The 20,289-nt window shown below is 48.0% G+C and carries 24 protein-coding genes; 8 read left to right on the top strand and 16 right to left on the bottom strand.

What is annotated here, in order from left to right:
- The 8 genes from RT269_RS21400 to RT269_RS21365 all read left to right on the top strand — a co-directional run.
- A partial coding sequence (locus RT269_RS21400; RefSeq protein WP_313185662.1) for a 4Fe-4S binding protein occupies positions 1-551 on the top strand: 551 nt, incomplete at its 5' end.
- Positions 544-789: a sulfurtransferase TusA family protein gene (locus tag RT269_RS21395; protein WP_313185661.1), complete on the top strand. Its 246-nt coding sequence runs from the start codon at positions 544-546 to the stop codon at positions 787-789. The genes RT269_RS21400 and RT269_RS21395, both read left to right, overlap by 8 nt.
- Before the next feature lie 76 nt (positions 790-865).
- The gene (gene thiS / locus RT269_RS21390; RefSeq protein ID WP_313185659.1) at positions 866-1,090 is read left to right on the top strand and encodes a sulfur carrier protein ThiS; all 225 of its coding nucleotides are present in this window, start codon (positions 866-868) and stop codon (positions 1,088-1,090) included.
- Complete coding sequence (locus RT269_RS21385; RefSeq protein WP_313185657.1) at positions 1,074-1,877, top strand: HesA/MoeB/ThiF family protein; 804 nt, start codon at positions 1,074-1,076, stop codon at positions 1,875-1,877. The genes thiS and RT269_RS21385 overlap by 17 nt, the downstream gene beginning before the upstream one ends.
- Complete coding sequence (locus tag RT269_RS21380) at positions 1,874-2,287, top strand: M67 family metallopeptidase (protein ID WP_313185655.1); 414 nt, start codon at positions 1,874-1,876, stop codon at positions 2,285-2,287. Before RT269_RS21385 ends, RT269_RS21380 begins: the two co-directional genes overlap by 4 nt.
- Positions 2,288-2,595: 308 nt before the next feature.
- The gene (locus RT269_RS21375) at positions 2,596-2,871 is read left to right on the top strand and encodes a metal-sensing transcriptional repressor (protein ID WP_312445424.1); all 276 of its coding nucleotides are present in this window, start codon (positions 2,596-2,598) and stop codon (positions 2,869-2,871) included.
- Positions 2,872-2,992: 121 nt separating this feature from the next.
- Positions 2,993-4,855, top strand: a complete 1,863-nt coding sequence (locus RT269_RS21370; RefSeq protein WP_313185653.1) for a cation-translocating P-type ATPase — start codon at positions 2,993-2,995, stop codon at positions 4,853-4,855.
- Entirely contained in the window at positions 4,855-5,034 is a 180-nt protein-coding gene (locus tag RT269_RS21365; protein WP_313185651.1) for a hypothetical protein, read from the top strand. The genes RT269_RS21370 and RT269_RS21365 overlap by 1 nt, the downstream gene beginning before the upstream one ends.
- Before the next feature lie 116 nt (positions 5,035-5,150).
- On the opposite strand, the gene RT269_RS21360 is transcribed toward RT269_RS21365, so the two are convergent.
- The 16 genes from RT269_RS21360 to RT269_RS21285 all read right to left on the bottom strand — a co-directional run.
- The gene (locus RT269_RS21360) at positions 5,151-5,768 is read right to left on the bottom strand and encodes a nucleoside recognition domain-containing protein (protein ID WP_313185649.1); all 618 of its coding nucleotides are present in this window, start codon (positions 5,766-5,768) and stop codon (positions 5,151-5,153) included.
- Positions 5,769-5,924: 156 nt separating this feature from the next.
- Complete coding sequence (gene uraA / locus RT269_RS21355; RefSeq protein WP_313185647.1) at positions 5,925-7,187, bottom strand: uracil permease; 1,263 nt, start codon at positions 7,185-7,187, stop codon at positions 5,925-5,927.
- A gap of 276 nt (positions 7,188-7,463) precedes the next feature.
- The gene (locus RT269_RS21350; protein ID WP_313185646.1) at positions 7,464-8,585 is read right to left on the bottom strand and encodes an NAD(P)H-dependent flavin oxidoreductase; all 1,122 of its coding nucleotides are present in this window, start codon (positions 8,583-8,585) and stop codon (positions 7,464-7,466) included.
- Positions 8,585-10,309, bottom strand: coding sequence for an acetyl-CoA carboxylase carboxyltransferase subunit alpha (locus RT269_RS21345; protein WP_313185644.1), 1,725 nt, complete (start codon positions 10,307-10,309; stop codon positions 8,585-8,587). The genes RT269_RS21350 and RT269_RS21345 overlap by 1 nt, the downstream gene beginning before the upstream one ends.
- A 20-nt stretch (positions 10,310-10,329) precedes the next feature.
- Positions 10,330-11,682 carry an acetyl-CoA carboxylase biotin carboxylase subunit gene (locus tag RT269_RS21340; protein WP_313185642.1) on the bottom strand — a complete coding sequence of 451 codons (1,353 nt, stop codon included), beginning with the start codon at positions 11,680-11,682 and terminating at the stop codon, positions 10,330-10,332.
- A gap of 9 nt (positions 11,683-11,691) precedes the next feature.
- A complete protein-coding gene (gene fabZ / locus RT269_RS21335) occupies positions 11,692-12,117 on the bottom strand; it encodes a 3-hydroxyacyl-ACP dehydratase FabZ (RefSeq protein ID WP_313185640.1) in 426 nt (141 codons plus the stop codon).
- A 62-nt stretch (positions 12,118-12,179) separates the two neighbouring features.
- Positions 12,180-12,659, bottom strand: coding sequence for an acetyl-CoA carboxylase biotin carboxyl carrier protein (accB, locus tag RT269_RS21330; RefSeq protein WP_313185638.1), 480 nt, complete (start codon positions 12,657-12,659; stop codon positions 12,180-12,182).
- A gap of 10 nt (positions 12,660-12,669) precedes the next feature.
- The gene (fabF, locus tag RT269_RS21325) at positions 12,670-13,908 is read right to left on the bottom strand and encodes a beta-ketoacyl-ACP synthase II (protein WP_313185636.1); all 1,239 of its coding nucleotides are present in this window, start codon (positions 13,906-13,908) and stop codon (positions 12,670-12,672) included.
- 15 nt (positions 13,909-13,923) lie between these two features.
- On the bottom strand, positions 13,924-14,664 hold the full coding sequence (gene fabG, locus RT269_RS21320) for a 3-oxoacyl-[acyl-carrier-protein] reductase (protein WP_313185635.1): 741 nt from the start codon (positions 14,662-14,664) through the stop codon (positions 13,924-13,926).
- Positions 14,665-14,707: 43 nt separating this feature from the next.
- Complete coding sequence (gene fabD, locus RT269_RS21315; protein ID WP_313185633.1) at positions 14,708-15,628, bottom strand: ACP S-malonyltransferase; 921 nt, start codon at positions 15,626-15,628, stop codon at positions 14,708-14,710.
- Between the two features lie 16 nt (positions 15,629-15,644).
- Positions 15,645-16,568 (bottom strand): enoyl-[acyl-carrier-protein] reductase FabK, encoded by a 924-nt coding sequence (gene fabK / locus RT269_RS21310; RefSeq protein WP_313185631.1) that lies wholly within the window; start codon positions 16,566-16,568, stop codon positions 15,645-15,647.
- Positions 16,568-16,801 carry an acyl carrier protein gene (gene acpP, locus RT269_RS21305; RefSeq protein WP_025230682.1) on the bottom strand — a complete coding sequence of 78 codons (234 nt, stop codon included), beginning with the start codon at positions 16,799-16,801 and terminating at the stop codon, positions 16,568-16,570. The genes fabK and acpP overlap by 1 nt, the downstream gene beginning before the upstream one ends.
- An 80-nt stretch (positions 16,802-16,881) precedes the next feature.
- Entirely contained in the window at positions 16,882-17,847 is a 966-nt protein-coding gene (locus RT269_RS21300) for a beta-ketoacyl-ACP synthase III (protein WP_313185629.1), read from the bottom strand.
- Between the two features lie 212 nt (positions 17,848-18,059).
- Positions 18,060-18,953, bottom strand: coding sequence for a 16S rRNA (cytidine(1402)-2'-O)-methyltransferase (gene rsmI, locus RT269_RS21295; RefSeq protein ID WP_442913834.1), 894 nt, complete (start codon positions 18,951-18,953; stop codon positions 18,060-18,062).
- Positions 18,953-19,690, bottom strand: coding sequence for a tRNA1(Val) (adenine(37)-N6)-methyltransferase (locus RT269_RS21290; protein WP_313185627.1), 738 nt, complete (start codon positions 19,688-19,690; stop codon positions 18,953-18,955). The genes rsmI and RT269_RS21290 overlap by 1 nt, the downstream gene beginning before the upstream one ends.
- On the bottom strand, positions 19,680-20,289 hold a 610-nt coding region (locus tag RT269_RS21285; RefSeq protein ID WP_313185625.1), incomplete at its 5' end, for a PSP1 domain-containing protein. The genes RT269_RS21285 and RT269_RS21290, both read right to left, overlap by 11 nt.

The following is a 20,289-nucleotide window of genomic DNA, read 5'->3' as shown; positions in this document are numbered from 1 at the left end:
GCCCATCCGGCTGCATTGATACTTATCCTCTTGCGGTAGAACTTTCCGAACGCTATTTTGGACGGGAACTGCCTCATAAATTCAAGTTTGGGGTGACCGGCTGCATGAACAACTGCCTCAAGGCGGAAGAAAATGATCTGGGCGTAAAGGGCGGCTATACAGTGGAATGGATTCAAGAGGCTTGCACCCTATGCGGCGTATGTACCAAAGCCTGCCGGGAAGGCGCTCTCACCCAAGCAGACGGCAAAATTCTCCTGGATCGTGATAAATGCAGCAACTGCGGCCGCTGCGCCAAATCCTGTCCCTTTGACGCATGGAAAGGTGAGCCGGGATATCTGGTTTCCTTTGGGGGGACCTTCGGCAACTTAATTGCCAGGGGACAACAATTTTTGCCCATCATCCGCGACAAGGAAACCTTATTCCGTGTAACCGATGCGGCACTTGATTTTTTCAACAGGAACGCAAAACCCAGCGAGCGATTCCGGGTTGCCATTGAACGCACTGGCTGGGACGAATTTAAACGTGAAATGGAGGCTGCTTATAATGGCTGATTTTGATATAAATGAGAAACTGGACATCACAGACGTTGTCTGTCCGGTCACCTTTGTCAAAGTAAAAGTGGCACTTGAGGAGTTAGACGAAGGACAGATCCTGTCCATTCGTTTAAACGACGGCGAACCGGTGCAAAATGTTCCCCGCAGTGTAAAGGAAGAGGGACATCAAATTCTGCGCCTGACAGATAATGAAGACGGAACCTATAATCTGATCGTGCGAAAGGCTGGAGAATAGCTGATATAAAATCTGCAGGATCGATGTCAGCAACTATCTTCCCTTAGCATATCGACTAAATTTTGGAGGAAACGAAATGATACTAACTGTAGCAGGAAACAGAAAAGAATACCCTGACGGCCTGACTGTGGCACAGCTGATTGAAATAGAGCAGATAGAAACACCCCAATATGCCACTGTATCTGTTGACGATGAGTTTATTTCCGGAGATGCTTTCGGTGAAACACGACTGCACGACGGCGCCAGCGTGGAGTTTTTATACTTTATGGGGGGAGGGCAGAGAGATGGCATTTACCAATGAGCAATTGGAACGGTATTCCCGGCACATCCTCCTCTCCGAGGTCGGTGTAAAGGGACAAAAAAAGCTTCTGGATTCCAAGGTGCTGATCATCGGAGCCGGCGGTCTGGGCGCTCCTTGTGCGCTGTACTTAGCCGCTGCGGGTGTGGGAACCATCGGGGTCGCCGATGCTGACGAGGTGGATCTTTCCAACCTTCAGCGGCAGGTCATCCACAGCACTCCCGATGTGGGCAAAGCCAAAGTACAGTCAGCCAAAGAAAGCATCCTGGCCATCAACCCTGACGTGACAGTCAAAACCTACCGTACGTTTGTGACGGCAGACAATGTTATGGATCTGATTGCCGATTATGATTTTATCATCGATGGAACCGATAATTTCCCCGCTAAGTTTCTGATAAATGATGCCTGTGTACTGGCGAAAAAGCCTTTTTCCCATGCCGGCATCATCCGGTTCAAAGGGCAGCTGATGACCTATGTACCGGGGCAGGGCCCCTGCTATCGCTGTGTTTTTAAGAATCCGCCTCCACCGGATGCAGTTCCCACCTGCAGACAGGCCGGTGTGATTGGTACGATGGGCGGAGTCATCGGTTCTCTTCAGGCAATGGAAGCGATCAAATATATCATTGGTAAGGGGGAACTCCTGACCGGCGCACTCCTGACCTATGATGCGCTGTCCATGACATTTCGTAAAATCAAGCTTCCAAAGTGCTCGGGCTGCGAGGTATGCGGAGAATCTCCCTCTATTTTGGCTCCCTTTGATTATGAACAGGCGGTGTGTGATTTAAAATGAAGCTTACAATAAAAAAGAATGATATTAAATTAATTGTGGAGCATGCCAGGGAAGGTCTTCCCAACGAAGCCTGCGGCTTGATTGCAGGTACTATGGAAGGCGAAATTAAGACGATTCAAAAGGTCTATCTGCTTTCCAATCCCGACCAAAGCCCGGAGCATTTCTCCATTGAGCCCAAAGAGCATCTCTCCGCGATCAAGGATATGCGTGCGAACGGTTGGCTCCCCCTTGGGAATTTCCATTCTCACCCATCTACTCCAGCCAGACCCTCAAAAGAGGATATCCGGTTGGCCTATGATCCTTTTGCCAGCTATTTGATCCTCTCCCTGGCAGAAGATGTACCAGTGTTGAAAGCGTTTGGCATTACCGGAGATGTAGTGGAGCAGCAAGAAATAGTGGTCATACCTTAACGGAACGGTTAAACAGACTTCTGGTACGGTCTGGCATCCCTATATAGCCAATATACAAGAGGCTTCTGCACTATGAGGAAAATTTAGAAATTGCAGCATACATAAAACAAGCGGCCCGGAATGAAAGCTTTGAAACGCGTTCATTCCGGGTCAATTTATTTTTCTTCTTTCGGCCGATATGTCCACGGCTGTTTCATCATGCGGAAATATCCTGTTCATTTGTAAGGTCACAATGCCATTGGATTGACGTAGCGGGCCAAGTATGATATTCTTTTTTTATGCCCCTATAGGTATAAGGAGGTGAAAGAATGCGCCAGTGTATGGATGCAGATAATCTGCATCGTCGGTTAAATAAAATCATGGGTCAAATCAAGGCGATCGATAAAATGATAGACGAGGACATTTCATGTGAGGATATACTCATTCAGGTCAATGCGGCTAAAGGCGCTTTGCATAAGGTCGGACAAGTGATTCTGGAAGGACACTTAAATCATTGTGTAAGAGAAGGGATCGAACATGGGGACGCCGATAAAACCATAGAAGAATTTGCAAAGGCTATTGAGCACTTTTCCCGTATGAGCTAAAAGAATATGTATCTGAGAATCAGCAACCGAATTTCGGTTGCTTTTTTATTGACAAGAGTATACCTATGGGGGTATACTCTTGTTGTATATACCTATACCCCCATAAGTATAAAAAGGAGTGATGTATTTGTCAGCATTTTTTAAAGATAGCGAAAAGCGGTCAATATTGTTTCTCTGCCTTTCGGCTATTTCATTAATCGTCAGTTTCTTTGACATTGGTTCATTGCCCGTTAATGCAGCATGGGCTGCCCTCCTGCTTTGCGGCATTCCCATCGTGAAGGGCGCAATTACCGGACTTGTTGCGGAGCTTGATATTAAGGCAGATGTATTGGTATCGATCGCCCTCATTGCTTCGGTTATGATTGGTGAAATCTTTGCGGCTGGCGAAGTTGCCTTTATTATGACAATCGGCGCGTTTTTAGAAGAACGGACGGTTGCCAAAGCCCGGGCTGGAATTGAAAAGCTTGTGCATTTGACTCCTGCCACGGCAAGGGTTGTACGGAACGGCGAAGAAATCATCCTCCCCGCCCAGCAGGTCAAGGTTAACGATGTCCTGCGTGTATTGGCGGGCGAAACAATTCCTGTAGACGGCATCATTATGAAAGGGCAAACTTCCGTTGACCAGTCTGTGATGACAGGAGAATCGCTCCCTGTTGACAAAGGGGAAGGCGATGAGGTAAAGAGTGGAACCGTCAATCAGTTTGGAACCTTCGACATGCAGGCGCAAAAGGTTGGTGAGGATAGTTCACTGCAACGCATGATTCACCTTGTAGAGTCAGCGGACGCTGGAAAAGCTAAAATTGTTGGAATCGCAGACCGATGGGCTACATGGATTGTGGTTATCGCCCTTGCCGCCGCCGCAATTACATGGTTTGCAACAGGTGAGATGATTCGCAGCGTTACCATTTTAGTTGTTTTTTGCCCTTGTGCGTTGGTTTTAGCCACACCCACCGCAATCATGGCAGGCATCGGCAATGCCACAAAATACGGGATTCTTGTCAGTCAGGGAGACGCCCTGGAACGATTGGCAAAAGTAAAGCGTATCGCCTTTGACAAAACAGGGACGCTTACATACGGGAAACCATCCGTCGTAAAGGTTCAAAGCTGTTCTTCTACGATGACCGATGAACAATTATTCCAGGTTGCCGCAGCTTCGGAATTAAGGTCGGAGCATCCACTGGGAAAAGCGATTGTGGCAAGCTATAAAGATACATACGGGAAGCTGCCTGCCGATCCGGATTCGTTTCAGCTTTTGGCGGGGCGCGGTGTATCTGCTCTGGTAGACGGACATCCGTTTTTTGCCGGAAATGAAGCCCTTGTAAAGGACAATGGCCTCACCATTCCTGACAGCCTGCAGGAAAGCGGGGAATGCCTCAAATCTGAGGGAAGTACCATCATCTATGCTATGGATGAAGAGAATGTGTTTGGTCTGATTGCACTCTCCGATACGATTCGTCCCGATGCCGCCGAGGTCATAAAAGGGATAGCAGCCGCTGGTGTAAACACTGTTTTGCTTACAGGTGATTCACCGCATGCTGCTGATCACATAGCAAAAATCGCGGGAATTAGTGACATACAATCCAATTGCCTGCCGGAAGATAAGCTGAACGCAATCAGGCGATTTCAGGAAAATGGGGAGCTTGTCTGCATGGTTGGCGACGGGATCAATGATGCCCCCGCCTTAAAGACTGCCCAAGTCGGTATCGCAATGGGCGGCATAGGAAGCGATATTGCAATCGAAGCGGCGGATATTGCCCTTGTCGGTGATGATATACGGGAAATCCCCCACCTGCTGATGTTATCTAAAAAAACCATGCGCACCATCAACATGAATCTTGCGGCATCCATGATACTCAACTTTGCCGCGATCGCGCTGGCAATTACCGGAATACTAAGTCCCGTGGTGGGCGCTCTTGTTCATAATGTAGGTTCGGTTGCCGTTATTATCAATTCATCATTACTTTTGAAATGGAGGAAAAAATAGTGAAAGAATTAATTTTGTTTGCTCTGTTTTTAACCGTGGGAATAGGTGTGCTGATTGCAGGAATCGTGTACATGCATAAAGACAGGCACGACCTTGAATCCGTTAAGCTTTACCGAGTGATATCCATCATAGGGGCATTCATAACGGCCGGCTCCGTATTGTACCGGTTATTTGTCTGAATACGCAGCCACTGCTCAGGGCCAAGTTGGCCAAGAGAAGGGAAAGGCAAGATGTACCGTTATCAGTGCATCCTGCCTTTCCCTTCTGCTGGCTGTCTAACCCTATGAGGAGTAACCTAGCGGTCCAGCAGTTTGCAGGCAGCCACCCCCACAATCGTAGACAGGAACGTGGCAAAGAGTGCCGGACCCACCACAGCCATTGGATTGGGACTGCCGTACTGGCTTCTGTAAGCGATCATATTAACCGGTATTAACTGCAGGGAAGAAATATTAATGATAAGAAAGGTACACATCTCATTATTTGCAGTTCCCTCAGGAACTGGCCTTGCCACATACTTTCCGGATACTTCTCCTTTTCGCCGTTTCTCTTCCAGCTCCTTTAAGGCCTCCATGGCTTTAAGTCCTGCCGGGGTAGCGGCCCAGCCAAGCCCCAGGATATTGGCGATGATATTGGTTGATATGTATTCCAGCGACGGATGGTCAGCCGGGATCCGGGGAAAAAGGAAATGGAGTATGGGACTCATTTTCTGGGACATCCGTTCGATCAGCCCGGATTTCCGTCCAACCTCCATAATCCCGCTCCAAAAGGACATGATTCCAAGCATGGTGATGCACAGCATAACCGCATCCTTTGCAGAGGTCAAAGCCCCATCTGTCACCCCGTTTAAATTCCCATGGAAAGCCCCCCAAAGGACTCCCACCAGCATCATAAAGGCCCATAAATAATTCAGCATTGCTCTTTCCTCTTTTTAACATCTTTCAGTTCTTTCTTAATTCATCTTATTCCCTCTGAAAAGACCTTATGTGTTTTCCTTATTACAAATTCAGAGCAAAAAAAAACCGCGAGGCAACTGATATTTCGTTGCTTCGCGGTTCTTAAATCATTCCGTTTACGCATGATCCCTGTCATTTGTAAGATTCAGCTTGTCCAGAACAAAGAACATCAGGCCCATCAGCATGCCTACTACACATGCAAGAACCATACCTGATAACTGGATGCTTCCAAACTTTACGGCAACTCCGGAAAGTCCTGTTACAAAGATAACGGAGGTCATGGCCATATTTCTGGATTTTCCATAATCTACCTGTGCATCAACCAGAATGCGAATGCCTGAGGCTCCGATCATTCCATACAGTAAGAAGGAAATTCCCCCGATTACCGGCCCTGGAATTGTATTGATTAATGTCGTCATCTTTCCGATAAAAGAGCAGGCAACAGAAAGAACTGCCGCTCCCCCGATCACATAGACGCTGTATACCTTTGTCATAGCCATAACACCGATATTTTCCCCATATGTGGTAGTGGGTACAGAACCAACAAGGCCGGAAAGCGTGGTTGATATATAATCTCCCAGCAGAGAGCGATGCAGTCCGGGATCCTTTATCAAATCTCTATCTACTATTTTACTGGTTACGATCTGATGACCGATATGTTCTGAAGTAACGACCAGAAGTACTGGAAGAATAATGACAATTGCTTCCCATTTAAACTTCGGTGCTGCAAAATTAGGCAAGGACAACCATGCTGCGGTGCCGACCTCACTAAAATCTACAACACCACATAAAAGTGCTGTCACATATCCTATAATAATTGCAACCAGTATGGGGATAACAGATAAGAATTTTCTGAATACCACAGAACCAAGTACCGCAGTCAGCAGAGTTACCAGAAATACAATGACATTCCTCATATCAATCATTTCATCCTTCAGGCCTGCATTGGCTGCCGCTGTTCCAGCAAGCTCAAGTCCAATCAGCGCCACAACCGGTCCCATAGCCGCCGGAGGAAGAACGATATCAATCCAGTCTGAACCGAATTTATAAATAATCAGTGCCAGTACACAACCGCAAAGCCCCACGGCAACAAACCCGCCCAGGGCATAATTATAGCCCCATTTGCTGATAACAATTCCTGCCGGTGCCAGGAATGCAAAACTGGAGCCAAGGTATGCCGGTGCTTTTCCCTTTGTTATGAAAATAAAAAATAATGTTCCCATTCCATTCATGAACAGTACAACTGCCGGGTTGATTCCAAATATAAAAGGAACCAGGACCGATGCCCCAAACATTGCGAACATATGCTGGATACTTAAAGGCACCAGCAGCTTAAATGGCACTTTCTCTTCCACCTGAATGATTTTCTTGCTTTCCATACAGCTCTCCATTTCTCTCTTAGTCTTCTTAAAATTTTTTATCCTTCCCATTATAGCACTACCTCTATTTTCACGCAACCACTTAAAATTGGAGATTTCTTCCAATGTACACCAGTAGACTTCAACTTGTGAATGAGTCTTATCTGCCTGTTACTCCGGAAAAAAGGCTGCGGCCCCCGGTTTCTTCAAACCGGCAGCTTTGCAGCCCCTTTTAATCAAATATACCAGCCGCCAAAGTCAGGCAAGCTTAACCCTGGTTCATTGCACGTACGAGAATCAATTCTCACCAACCAGATCTTTCATAACCTCTTCTACCGTTTCCATCCGTGCTGCAAGATGAGCCTTGCTGCCGCAAAAGACAAGCCCTTCCTCGGTCCGCCCTTCTGCGGAATTCACCAAAGCCTTCGTAATACAATAAGGAATGGTCTTCCTGTCGCATTTGTCCAAACATTGATAACAATGCTCCAGACGGAAAGGAGTCTCTCCCACTGCCTTTAAGAAAGGATTCTTAATAGCCCTTCCCGGCATTCCCACCGGGCTTTTGGTAATGACGATATCTTCTTTCTTTGCATGAAGATAGGCCTGCTTAAACGCTTCCGGTGCATCGCATTCCTCGGTGGTCACAAACCGGGTCGCCACCTGGACGCCGTCGGCTCCGAGGGAGAGCTGGTGCATGACATCCTCGTGGGAATAAATGCCTCCCGCGGTCACGACCGGGATCACCTTATTGTACTTATCTCCATATTCCTTGACCAGCCGGATAATGCCTTTTACTTCTTCTTCATATTCCGCCTGCTTATAGGTGCTGTCCACATCCTCTGTATCCACCCCAAGGTTTACCAGATCCTCTCTGGAAAATCCCAGGTGTCCTCCCGCCAGAGGCCCTTCCACTACTACCAGATCAGGCGCCTGATGGTATTTACGGTCCCACATCTTGCAGATAACCATGGCAGACTTTACCGTTGATACAATGGGAGCTATCTTGGTTTTTAACGCAACTCCGGCCTCTTCCGCTGCCTCTGCCACATATTCCGGCAGGCTTACAGGAAGCCCGGCTCCGGATATGATTAGATCCGCCCCGGCCTTTACCGCCTTTTTCACATAGCTGGCATAACTTTTCGTGGCAACCATAATGTTATACCCTATGATGCCCTCCGGCGCAATTTCTCTTGCCTTTTTCATTTCCTGTCCAATGGCCCGCAAATTTGCTTCCAATGGATTCTCCTTAAAATCCGGCTCCCGAAAACCAATCTGAGCCGTAGAAATGATTCCGATCCCTCCTGCCTTTGCCACTGCTCCGGCTAAAGAAGAAAGGCTGATTCCTACTCCCATACCGCCCTGGATCACCGGATGGTTTGCCACCAGCTCTCCTATTATCAAAGGTTTTAATCTTCCCATTACATTCTCCTAAATCTTTCATATCTTTGATCTGCAAGTTCTTCCTTTGTCATGGTAAGGTAAGAGGCAAAAAATTCTTCCATGGCCTTATCCATTTCTTCTGCAATTCGGTCAAGATTATCTGCACAGGCCGGTTCTTCTTCTGAGATCACCCGCTCTATGAGACCTAACTCCATTAAATCCCTGGCCGTGATCTTCATGACCCTGGCCGCGTCATTTGCCTTTTTGCTGTCCTTATATAAAATAGAAGCAAAACCCTCGGGAGAGAGAATAGAATAAATGGAGTTCTCCATCATCCAGACTTCATTTCCAACCGCCAAGGCAAGAGCACCGCCGCTGCCGCCCTCTCCTATTACAATGGAAAGAACCGGCACGGTCAAATCTGCCATTTCAAATAAATTTCTGGCGATGGCCTCTCCCTGGCCCCTTTCCTCGGCCTCCAGGCCGCAGAAGGCTCCCGGCGTATCCACAAAGCAGATGACCGGACGGCCAAAGGCTTCCGCCTGTTTCATCAGACGCAGAGCCTTCCGGTATCCATCGGGTGATGGCATTCCAAAATTGCGCCTGATGTTATCCTTTGTATTCTTCCCTTTTTCCTGTCCGATGACCGTAACAGGAATTCCATGGAAGGAAGCGATCCCGCCTATAATTGCCCCGTCATCTTTATAATAACGATCCCCGGCAAACTCTATAAAATCATCAAACAGCGCATGAATGTAATCCGATGCCACCGGCCGGTCCGAGCTTCTGGATAACAATACTGTATCCCAGGCGCTCCTTTTATTCTTCCCGGGCCGGAGAACCTTCTTTTTTCCACCATTTGATTCCGCTTTTTTACGGTTATCCACAGGAACGCCCTGAACACGATGGGAATTGTGGAGCCTTAAGATGTCCGCCAGGGTTTCCTTCATCTCTTCCCTGGGTACGATCTTATCAATGAAGCCATGTTCAAGCAAAAATTCCGCTCTCTGGAATCCTTCCGGCAGTTTCTGACCTATGGTCTGTTCAATTACCCGGGGGCCTGCAAAACCGATCAGGGCAAAAGGCTCTGCCAGAATGATGTCACCCAGCATGGCAAAACTGGCCGTCACCCCGCCTGTGGTAGGGTCTGTAAGGACACTGATAAAAAGCTGGCCTGCCTTGTGATGGCGCTTTAAGGCTGCCGAAGTCTTTGCCATCTGCATGAGTGATACGATCCCCTCCTGCATCCTTGCTCCGCCGGAACATGCAAATATGATCACCGGAAGCTTCTCCTTCGTCGCCCGCTCTACGGCTCTTGCAATCTTTTCCCCCATGACATGGCCCATGCTGCTCATGATGAAACGGGCATCGCAGACTCCGATCACTGTCTTCTGTCCGTTTATTTCACAGCAGCCGGTGACAATGGCTTCGGAAAGCCCGGTTTTTTCCCTGGCTGCTGCGACCTTCTTTTCATAGCCCGGAAAATCAAGGGGATTTTTAAATTCCATCTCCTTATCCCATTCCTCAAAGGTCCCCTCATCCGCTGCCATTTCAATCCTCTGGTAAGCATGAAGGCGGAAATATCCCTTGCATTTTGGGCAGATGAAATGATTGCTTCTCACATCCTCCACATAGATGGGCTGGCAGCATTTATTGCACTTCCTCCACAGCCCTTCCGGAATGCCCGGTTCCTCTGCTTTTTCAGGAGTCTTGTATTTGCTGTCTATTAATGTATAGGTTTTCTTAAACATGCTTTTTAACATAAGATTGCTCCTTTACCTGCCTACCGGACATAATCCGGAAAATATTTGGGGATAAAATCCGTATCCACATCTCCATCCCGGTAAGCTTCATGACTCAGGATATCAAACTGAAAATCCACATTCGTCTCAATCCCTTCGATGATCAGTTCTCCAAGAGCACTTCTCATCTTTAAGATGGCTTCCTCCCGGTCTTTGCCGTGGACGATCATCTTCATTAACATGGAATCATAATTGGCCGGAACCTTATATTCGTTGTAAATGTGAGTATCAATGCGGACTCCGTTGCCTCCGGGCACATGAACATTTTTAATAAGGCCCGGACAGGGCATGAAGTTTTTCGCCGGATTTTCTGCATTGACTCTGCATTCAATGGCATGGCCTGTAATGGCTACATCCTCCTGCCTTACACTTAATGGCTCTCCTGCCGCTATCCGGATCTGCTCCTTGATTAAATCTAAGCCGGTCACCATCTCCGTCACCGGATGCTCCACCTGGATTCGGGTGTTCATTTCCATAAAATAAAAATTCTTATGTTTATCCAAAAGGAACTCAATGGTTCCTGCATTCTCATATCCAACAGCCTTGGCCGCGCGGACCGCAATCTCTCCCATGCGGTTCCTAAGCTCCTCAGAAATAGCTGCTGACGGGGATTCTTCAAGCACCTTTTGATGGCGCCTTTGAATGGAACAGTCACGTTCCCCCAGATGCACTACATTCCCAAACTTATCCGCCATAATTTGAAATTCAATGTGCCTTGGCTTTTCAATATATTTTTCAATATACATGGTATCATCGGAAAATCCCTTAACTGACTCCATTTGAGCATTCTTAAAATTAGCCTCAAAGTCCTCCAGGCTTCTGGATATCCTCATACCTTTTCCGCCGCCTCCTGAGGAAGCTTTGATCATAACAGGAAAGCCAATCTTTTCCGCCATGGCTTTCGCCTCTTCCACCCGGCGGACTGCTTCCTTTCCGCCTGGGATCACGGGGACCCCTGCTTCCATCATGGTCTTTCTGGCTTCAGATTTATTTCCCATCTTCCCTATCACTGCTGCGGAAGGGCCGATAAAGGCGATGTTACATTTTTCACAAAGTTCCGCAAACCTTGTATTTTCCGATAGAAAGCCAAAGCCCGGATGAATGGCATCCGCTTTCATGGCTACGGTGGCCGTGAGGATCCTCTCCATGTTTAAGTAGCTCTGGGTCGAGGGGGCCGGACCAATGCAGATCGCCTCATCAGCCAATAGGGTGTGAAGGCTCTCCCTGTCCGCCTCTGAATAAACGGCAACCGTTTTAATCCCCATTTCCCTGCAGGCCCTTATGATACGTACCGCGATCTCTCCGCGGTTGGCAATTAAAATCTTATCAAACATGAGCCTCACCTATCCAATCATAAATGTCAGTTCCGCACTGGCCGCCAGCTTCCCGTCTACGGTTGCGGTGGCCTTTCCCACACCTACAGGACCTTTGCGTTTAATGATCTCACATTCCAGCTTAAGCCGTTCTCCCGGAATGACCTTGTGCTTGAATTTTGCCTTGTCAATGCCGCCAAAGTAAGCAATTTTTCCCTTGTTATCTTCCAGGCTTAAAATTGCCACCGCGCCTACCTGAGCCAGGGCCTCTATGATCAGAACTCCCGGCATGACCGGTTCCGCTGGAAAATGTCCCTGGAAATAGGGCTCATCATAAGTCACACATTTATATCCAACTGCTTTTACACCAGGCTCAAACTCCTCGATGCAGTCCACCAGTAAAAACGGGTGTCTGTGAGGAATGATCTCCTGAATCTCCTTAATACCTAACATCATGCGCCCTCCTGCTTTTAAAAGAGAGGCCCAGCCTCTGGGCCTCTCTTAGATTTCATAACTGCTTACCGGATACGGAACAGAGGCTGACCGTACTCCACCACATCTTCGTTACCTATCAAAATGGCTTCCACCACGCCATCGAATTCACACTCAATCTCATTCATCAGCTTCATGGCTTCAATGATTCCTAAGACCTGCCCCTTCTTAACCGGATCTCCAACCTTTATAAATGGTTCACTTTCAGGAGACGACGCATTATAAAAGGTTCCCACCAAAGGAGAGGATACAAGCTTATCTGAACAGATATCATTTCCTGCCGCTTCCACCGGTTTCCCGGCCGGAGAGACCGCGGGCCCCGCCTGCTGGGCGAAAACACCTGCTGCCGATTCTGTCTGAGCAACAGGACTTCCGGATATTGTCACGATTTCTCTTTCTTTTTCTTTCTTAATGGAAAGCGTTAGATCTCCCTCTTCCATTCGAAAGCAGGTTAAGTCATTTTCTTTTACAGCCTGCATCAGCCTGATAATATCATTAATCTCCATAGACTGCCTCCTATTGTTCAAACTTCTTCACAAGAATGCTGGCATTATGTCCGCCGAATCCAAGGGAATTGCTGATGGCATATGTCACATCACAGGCAACCCCTTCCCCTTTGGTATAATCCAGATCACAGCCCTCTCCCTCTTCTAAAAGGCCGGCAGTCGCATGGACAAAGCCATCCCGGATGGATTTTACACAAGCAATGAACTCAATTCCTCCTGCAGCGCCTAAAAGATGGCCCACCATAGACTTGGTGGAGCTGATCTTTACATCCTTTGCATGGTCGCCTAAGGCAGTCTTAATAGCCAGGGTCTCAAACAGATCATTGTGATGAGTGCTGGTACCATGGGCATTCACATAATCAATATTCTCAGGAGTAATTCCCGCATCCTTTATGGCCTCGGTCATGGCTCTTGCCGCACCGCTTCCATCCTCTGCAGGAGATGTGATGTGGTATGCATCACAGGTCGAACCGTAACCAACTACTTCACCGTAAATGACCGCATTCCTGGAGAGCGCATGCTCCAGTTCTTCTAAAATAACCACGCCTGCTCCTTCTCCCATAACAAAGCCGCTTCTGTCTTTGTCAAATGGGATGGAGGCACGAAGAGGATCATCGGCAGTCGTAAGAGCCGTAAGAGCCGTGAATCCTGCCACGCCGATTGGGGTGATGCTGGCTTCTGCCCCTCCCGCCACCATGACATCCGCTTCTCCGTACTGGATGGAACGGAAGGCTTCCCCAATGGATTGGGTTCCAGTGGCACAGGCCGTTACCACATTGATGCATTTTCCTTTTAATCCGAACTGGATTCCCACATTACCGGCCGCCATATTAGATATCATTAAGGGAACCAGAAGGGGATTTACCCTGCCCGGTCCTCTTTCCAAAAGCTTTTTATTCTCCCTCTCCAGGGCCTGTAAGCTTCCGATTCCTGAACCAACGCTGACGCCGACCCGGTAAGGGTCTTCCTTTTCCATGTCAATGCCTGACGTCTCTAAGGCTTCCTTTGAGGCAGCCACGGCAAACTGGGCAAAGCGTTCCATTCGTTTCGCTGCCTTTACATCCATATAATCCTTTGGATCGAAATCCTTTACCTCGGCAGCCAGTTTTGCTTTATAATCCGTTGTATCAAACTGGGTGATCGGTCCGATCCCCACCTTGTTTTCCTTTAAGCCATTCCAAAAGCTCTCTACATCTTTTCCGATTGGGGTAATGGCGCCCATACCGGTTACAACCACTCTTCTCTTCATACCATCTCTCCTCGCTTACATAGCCATTCCGCCATCCACACTGATCACCTGACCAGTGATGTACCCAGCTTCCTCTGATGCCAAAAATGCTGCCACTCCGGCAATATCTTCTACTGCTCCAAAACGTTTCATCGGGATCTGTTCTAAGGATGCTGCCTTAACGGATTCCGGCAGAACCTCTGTCATAGCCGTCTGGATAAATCCGGGGGCTATTGCATTTACTGTAATTCCTCTGCTTGCGGCCTCTCTGGCAAAAGACTTGGTGATACCGATAACACCAGCCTTGGCTGCACAGTAATTTGCCTGCCCGGCATTGCCTAAGACGCCGGAAACAGAGGAAATATTTATGATCCTTCCGCTCTTTTGCTTGATCATCTGGCGGGCAACGTGCTTCATGCAGTTGAATACTCCCTTTAAATTGGTATTGATCACCGCATCAAAATCTTCCTCAGACATCTTCATCAGCAGATTATCCCGTGTGATCCCTGCATTGTTCACAAGAATATCCAGCTTTCCGTATTTCTTTATCACACCTTCTAATAATACGCCCACGCTTTCATATTCCGCTACGTTACACTGAACGGCTTCTGCCTTACCGCCCTTTTCTTCGATCTCCTTCACCACTTCCATGGCCTGGGAATCAGAACCATTATAATTAATAATCACGGTTGCTCCCTGGTCTGCCAGCTTTACGGCAATTGCCCTTCCGATTCCTTTGGCTGCTCCGGTCACCACTGCTATCTTACCATCTAACACGTTCTTTTCCTCCTATATCCTTAAAAGGGAGTTCGATTCACCTTTAGGAAAAATTGATCAACTTCTCCATATCTTCCAGCTTCTCTATATTAAAGACTCTTGCGTCCTTCGTAATCTTTTTAATGAATCCGGCCAATGTCTTACCCGGCCCGATTTCGATAAAGGTATTCACACCGTCTGCCAACAGGGTTTCCACACTCTGCTGCCAACGCACGGAAGAATACACCTGCTCCTTAAGCAAAGGCTTTACCATTTCACTGACAGTTACATACTGGGCTGTCACATTCGCCACGTAGGGAATCTGAGGGGTTTTTATTTCCACGCCCTTAAGCACCTCTCCCAATTTCTCCCCCGCACCGGTGAGCATGGAGGAATGGAAAGGTCCGCTTACATTTAACATCAGCGCCCGTTTTGCACCTGCTGCCAGAAGCTTTTCATTTGCTGCTTCCACAGCCTCTTTTTTACCTGATATTACAATCTGCCCCGGGCAGTTGTAATTGGCGATCTGGACTCCCTCCATACCGCTTAATACTTCTTCAATCGTTAAGGCATCCAGTGCCAGAATAGCCGCCATGGCCCCGATCCCATAAGGAACCGCTTCCTGCATGAGGATTCCCCTCTGCCTGACAGTCCGGATGGCATCTGCATCGCTCATGACGCCTGCAGCCGCAAGCGCACAGTATTCTCCCAGGCTTAAACCGGCAGTTACCTGCGGTCTTATGCCCTTTTCTGCTTCCAGCACCCTCATCATGGCAATGCTGGTGGTCACCATGGCTGCCTGAGTATATTCCGTAATATCCAGCCGGTCATTCTTTTCAAAGCAAAGCTCCGGTAGGTCAAAACCAAGCAGGCTGGAAGCCATATCATATGTTTCTTTTCCAATCTTTGTCTGCTCATAAAAATCCTGGCCCATACCACAGTACTGCGCACCCTGGCCTGGGAAAATAAATGCAATCTTGCTCATGATAATAAACTCCTCTTTAACGGCCAAGCAATCGATCTGCCTGTTCTATCATCTCATCAATCATTTCTTTGCAGGTCTGTTCCCTGGATATCATACCTGCAATCTGTCCGGCCATAACCGTGCCGTTTGTGATATCCCCCTCCTGAACCGCTTTTCTTAAAGTTCCAAGGGTCATATATTCCAATTCTTCAAAGGACTTGCCTTCCTCTTCCAGTCTTGCATACTCCCTGGTCATCTGGTTTCTCAAAGACCTTACGGGATGGCCATGGCTGCGTCCGGTTACTGCTGAATCAATATCCTTTGCCTTAATGATCCGCTGCTTGTAGTTGTCATGGACAATGGATTCCTTTGCAACTACAAACCTGGTTCCGACCTGGACAGCTTCCGCTCCCAGCATAAATGCCGCAGCAATTCCCCGTCCGTCTCCGATGCCTCCGGCAGCGATCACCGGTATGGATACTGCATCCACGATCTGGGGAACTAACGTCATGGTCGTCTGTTCGCCGATATGGCCGCCTGATTCACAGCCTTCTGCCACGACTGCATCTGCGCCGTATTTCTCCATTCTCCTTGCCAGCGCCACGGAAGCCACCACCGGAATCACCTTGATTCCTGCTGCCTTCCACATATCCATATATCTTTCCGGGTTTCCGGCTCCGGTGGTCACCACCTTGATGCCTTCTTCCACCACTACCTTTGCCACATCCTCTGCGTGAGGGCTTAACAGCATGACATTGACGCCGATGGTTTTCCCTGTCAGTTCCTTTGCCTTGCGGATCTCCGCCCGTACCACCTCGCCGGGAGCATTTGCCCCGCCGATAAGGCCTAAACCTCCGGCTTCCGACACGGCCGCCGCCAGATGATGCTCAGCCACCCAGGCCATACCGCCCTGGATAATCGGATGTTCCACTCCCAAAAGTTCGGTAATTCTGGTTTTCATTACGCTTCCACGCCCTTCGCTTTTAAATAGTCCATAACCTGCTGAACCGTAGTCAGTTTCTCTAAATCCTCAGATGGGATTTCAACAGAATACTCATCCTCAAGAGCCATAACAAGCTCAAATAAATCCAGGGAATCTGCTCCTAAGTCCTCTTTGAAGGAGGATTCTGCGGTAATTTTACTTGCCTCCACGTTTAACTGCTCTGCGATAATTTCCTGCATTTTCTCTAACATCATTCAATCTCCTCTTTCATTTTCATTTTTTATTATTTTTTATTCTATTACTTTGAGTTTCAAAGTATTAGTTGAAATCATTACCACTCCAAAAGAGTGGCTCCCCAGGTTAATCCTGCTCCAAAGCCGGCAAGCACAAGTTTATCTCCCCGCTGTAATTTTCCTTCCCGGTTCATCTCATCCAAAAGGATCGGTATGGTTGCTCCCGATGTATTTCCAAACCGTTCCAGATTGGTAGGGAATTTTTCCATAGGTATCTTCAACCGCTTTGCGATGGATTCAAAAATCCGGTAATTTGCCTGATGCAGAATAAAATATTTAATTTCTTCCATGTCGGTTCCGCTTTCTTCCACTACCTGTTTAATGGACTCCGGTACGGTTTTGACTGCAAATTTAAACACTTCCTGGCCGTCCATGGTCATATATCCAAGCTCCGGCTTCTTTCCTGTGAGGAAGTTTCCTGTGGTCCTCCCTCCGCATTCCAGAGCGTTTCTTCTAGTGCCATCCGCTCCCATAGTCATGTGAAGGATCCCCTTTTCTTCTGCCCGAACGACAGCCGCTCCGGCTCCATCCCCGAACAGTACGCAGGTACCTCTGTCATTCCAGTCAATCAGCTTACTTAAGGTATCCGCCCCGATCACGAGCCCGGTCCGGTAGATCCCGGCCTTAAAAAACCCGTGAACCGTATTTAAGGCATAAACAAATCCGGAGCATGCCGCACTTAAATCAAAAGCAGCGGCCCTGTAAGCTCCGATTGCCGCCTGTACCTCACAGGCGCCGCTGGGGAAACAGCAGTCCGCAGAAGAAGTGGCTAAAATGATGATATCCAGTTCATCTGCCGATACACCGGCATTTATTAAAGCCTCTTTAGCAGCCTGTATGGCCAGATCAGAGGTTCCCGACTCCGCCGATGCGATCCGCCTTTCCTTTATTCCGGTCCTGGTCCTTATCCACTCATCACTGGTATCCACAAACTCTGCCAGATCATCATTGGTTACCACTTGCTCCGGGACAGCTGAACCTGTTCCTATTATTCTTGTTGTCATAAATTCCCCCATCCATGTCTCCCACCTCTCCTTTCCTTTTCACTGTCCATGATTCCTGGACAGGTTTCCCCCCGCTTTACCGGGTGCAAAGGTATGCCTGCAAGGCGTTTGGAGATCGCGGGATCCATGCCGCGTTGGATTGTTTTATATATCAAATATTTTGAATATCAAAGTAATTTTATAAAATGATACGCTGATTGTCAAGAGAAATTTTACAATTCATGGTTCAACAGGTACTGATAAACCTCTCTCTTGCTGATCCCCCTGTCCTTTGCAACCATGCGCATTGCTTCTTTCCGGTCTATCCCCTGGCTCACGTAAAGCTCCATGTGTTCCTCCATGGACATCTCCCGGGAAGCCATGGATCTTTCCTCTATTTTCTCCCTGATGCTCTTTCCTTCTATGACGATGACACACTCGCCCTTTGGATCTTCCTCTTCATAAGCCTTTAAGGCTTCTAAAAAGGTTGTCCGAAACGCCGTTTCATATCGTTTCGTAAGCTCCCTGCAAATAGTGATCCTCCGATCTCCTAAAGCCTCATGAAGCTCCTTTAAGGTTCTGACAAGCCGGTGAGGCGCTTCGTAAATGACCATGGTCCTGGTCTCTTCCTTAAGCTCCTCTAAAATCCACTGCTTCTCCTTCTTATCTGTGGGCAAAAACGCTTCAAAGGAAAAACGTCTGGTACCAAGCCCGGAAAGAGTGAGAGCCGTAATACAGGCCGCCGGTCCGGGAAGAGAAGTCAGCTCGATCCCTGCCTCATAGCACTGCTTTACCAGTTCCTCCCCAGGATCCGAGATACCCGGCGTCCCTGCATCCGTGATTAATGCAATCCGAACTCCTTGCTTCATCTGCTCCACTAAGTACCTGGCTTTATCCACCTTATTATACTCATGGTAGCTTGTCATGGGTGTCTTTATTTCAAAATGGTTTAAAAGCTTGATGCTGTGGCGGGTATCTTCCGCCGCGATCAAATCCACTTCCTTTAACGTATTTAATACCCTCAGGGTAATATCATCAAGATTTCCTATGGGCGTTGCACACAAAAATAACTTTCCTTTATTCTCTTCCAATTTTCCTGCTCCCAGCCGTTTCCTCTTTTTCGTCATCAATACCCGTAAATGGTATAGATCTCATCCGTATACACACCTGGTTCTTTATATACAATAACAGGGGCCTCCACCTTGATCATGGATTTTCCACCCCTCACAGCTTCCATGAGAACCATGTTGGCTTCCCTGTCCACATAGGGATGAACCATCTTCATCCGCTTTGGCTCCAATCCGCAGCTTTTTAAAGCCGTTATAATTTCAACCAGCCGGTGAGGCCGGTGTACCATGTAAAACCTCCCGCCAGGTCGCAAAAGCCTTGCCGCTTCTCTTGTTACATCATGAAGGGTGCATAACACCTCGTGACGGGCTATGGCCTTAGGCAGTTCCGGATTCTTAAGGCCGTGAGAATCGTTCATATACGGGGGATTAGAGGTCACTACGTCAAAGGAAGCCGCGCCAAATAAACGGCTGGCTTCCTTTATATCTCCCGTAACAATGGATATTTTTTCTTCCAGATGATTTAAGGCCACGCTCCTTCTGGCCATTTCCGCCATCGCGTCCTGAATCTCCAGACCGGTATAATGGAGGCCCTGGTTTTTAGCCTCTAAAAGGAGGGGGATGATCCCGGTGCCTGTCCCTAAATCTACCGCCTTTTCCCCCTGCTTTACCAGCGCAAATCCGGAAAGAAGGACCGCATCCATACCAAAGCAGAACCCATCCCGGTTCTGTATGATCTGATATCCGTTTCTCTGCAGATCATCTATACGTTCATTTTCTTTTAAATCAATTGTCATCTAACTTGGACTTTCCTTCTTTCTTTTCAAGAGCCTCTAATACCTTTAACTCCTCATCCGTTACCTGGGCCTTCTCCCGACGGCGTCTTGGCTTGAACTTCAGCTGATCCACCCGGTATTCCCGGATTTCTTTTTCATCCTTAATGGTAACAACCACCTTTACCAGCTGCCTTAAAACGCTTACGGAATGAACCTCTCCCTTAAGTCCGTCGTCCGTTGTCACAAAATCGCCTACATTGGGAAGCTTGCTGTTAAGCTCCTCATAGGTTTCCTCTTCATTCTTTAAGCAGCACATCAGCCTTCCGCAGACACCGGATATCTTGGTGGGATTTAAAGACAGATTCTGCTCTTTTGCCATCTTAATGGATACAGGTATGAATTCTGAAAGGTAGGAATGGCAGCATAAGGTTCTTCCGCAAATGCCGATCCCTCCCACGATCTTTGTCTCATCCCGGACCCCTACCTGGCGAAGCTCGATCCTGGTCTTGAAAACAGAAGCCAGATCCTTAACAAGCTCCCTGAAATCGATTCTTCCATCCGCAGTAAAATAAAACAGCACCTTATTCCTGTCACAGGTATATTCCGCATCACTCAGCTTC

Source organism: Lacrimispora sp., from assembly GCF_032078915.1.
GTDB lineage: Bacteria > Bacillota > Clostridia > Lachnospirales > Lachnospiraceae > Lacrimispora.
The sequence above is the reverse complement of the archived record's forward strand: the minus strand, read 5'-3'. Positions and strand labels throughout refer to the sequence as shown.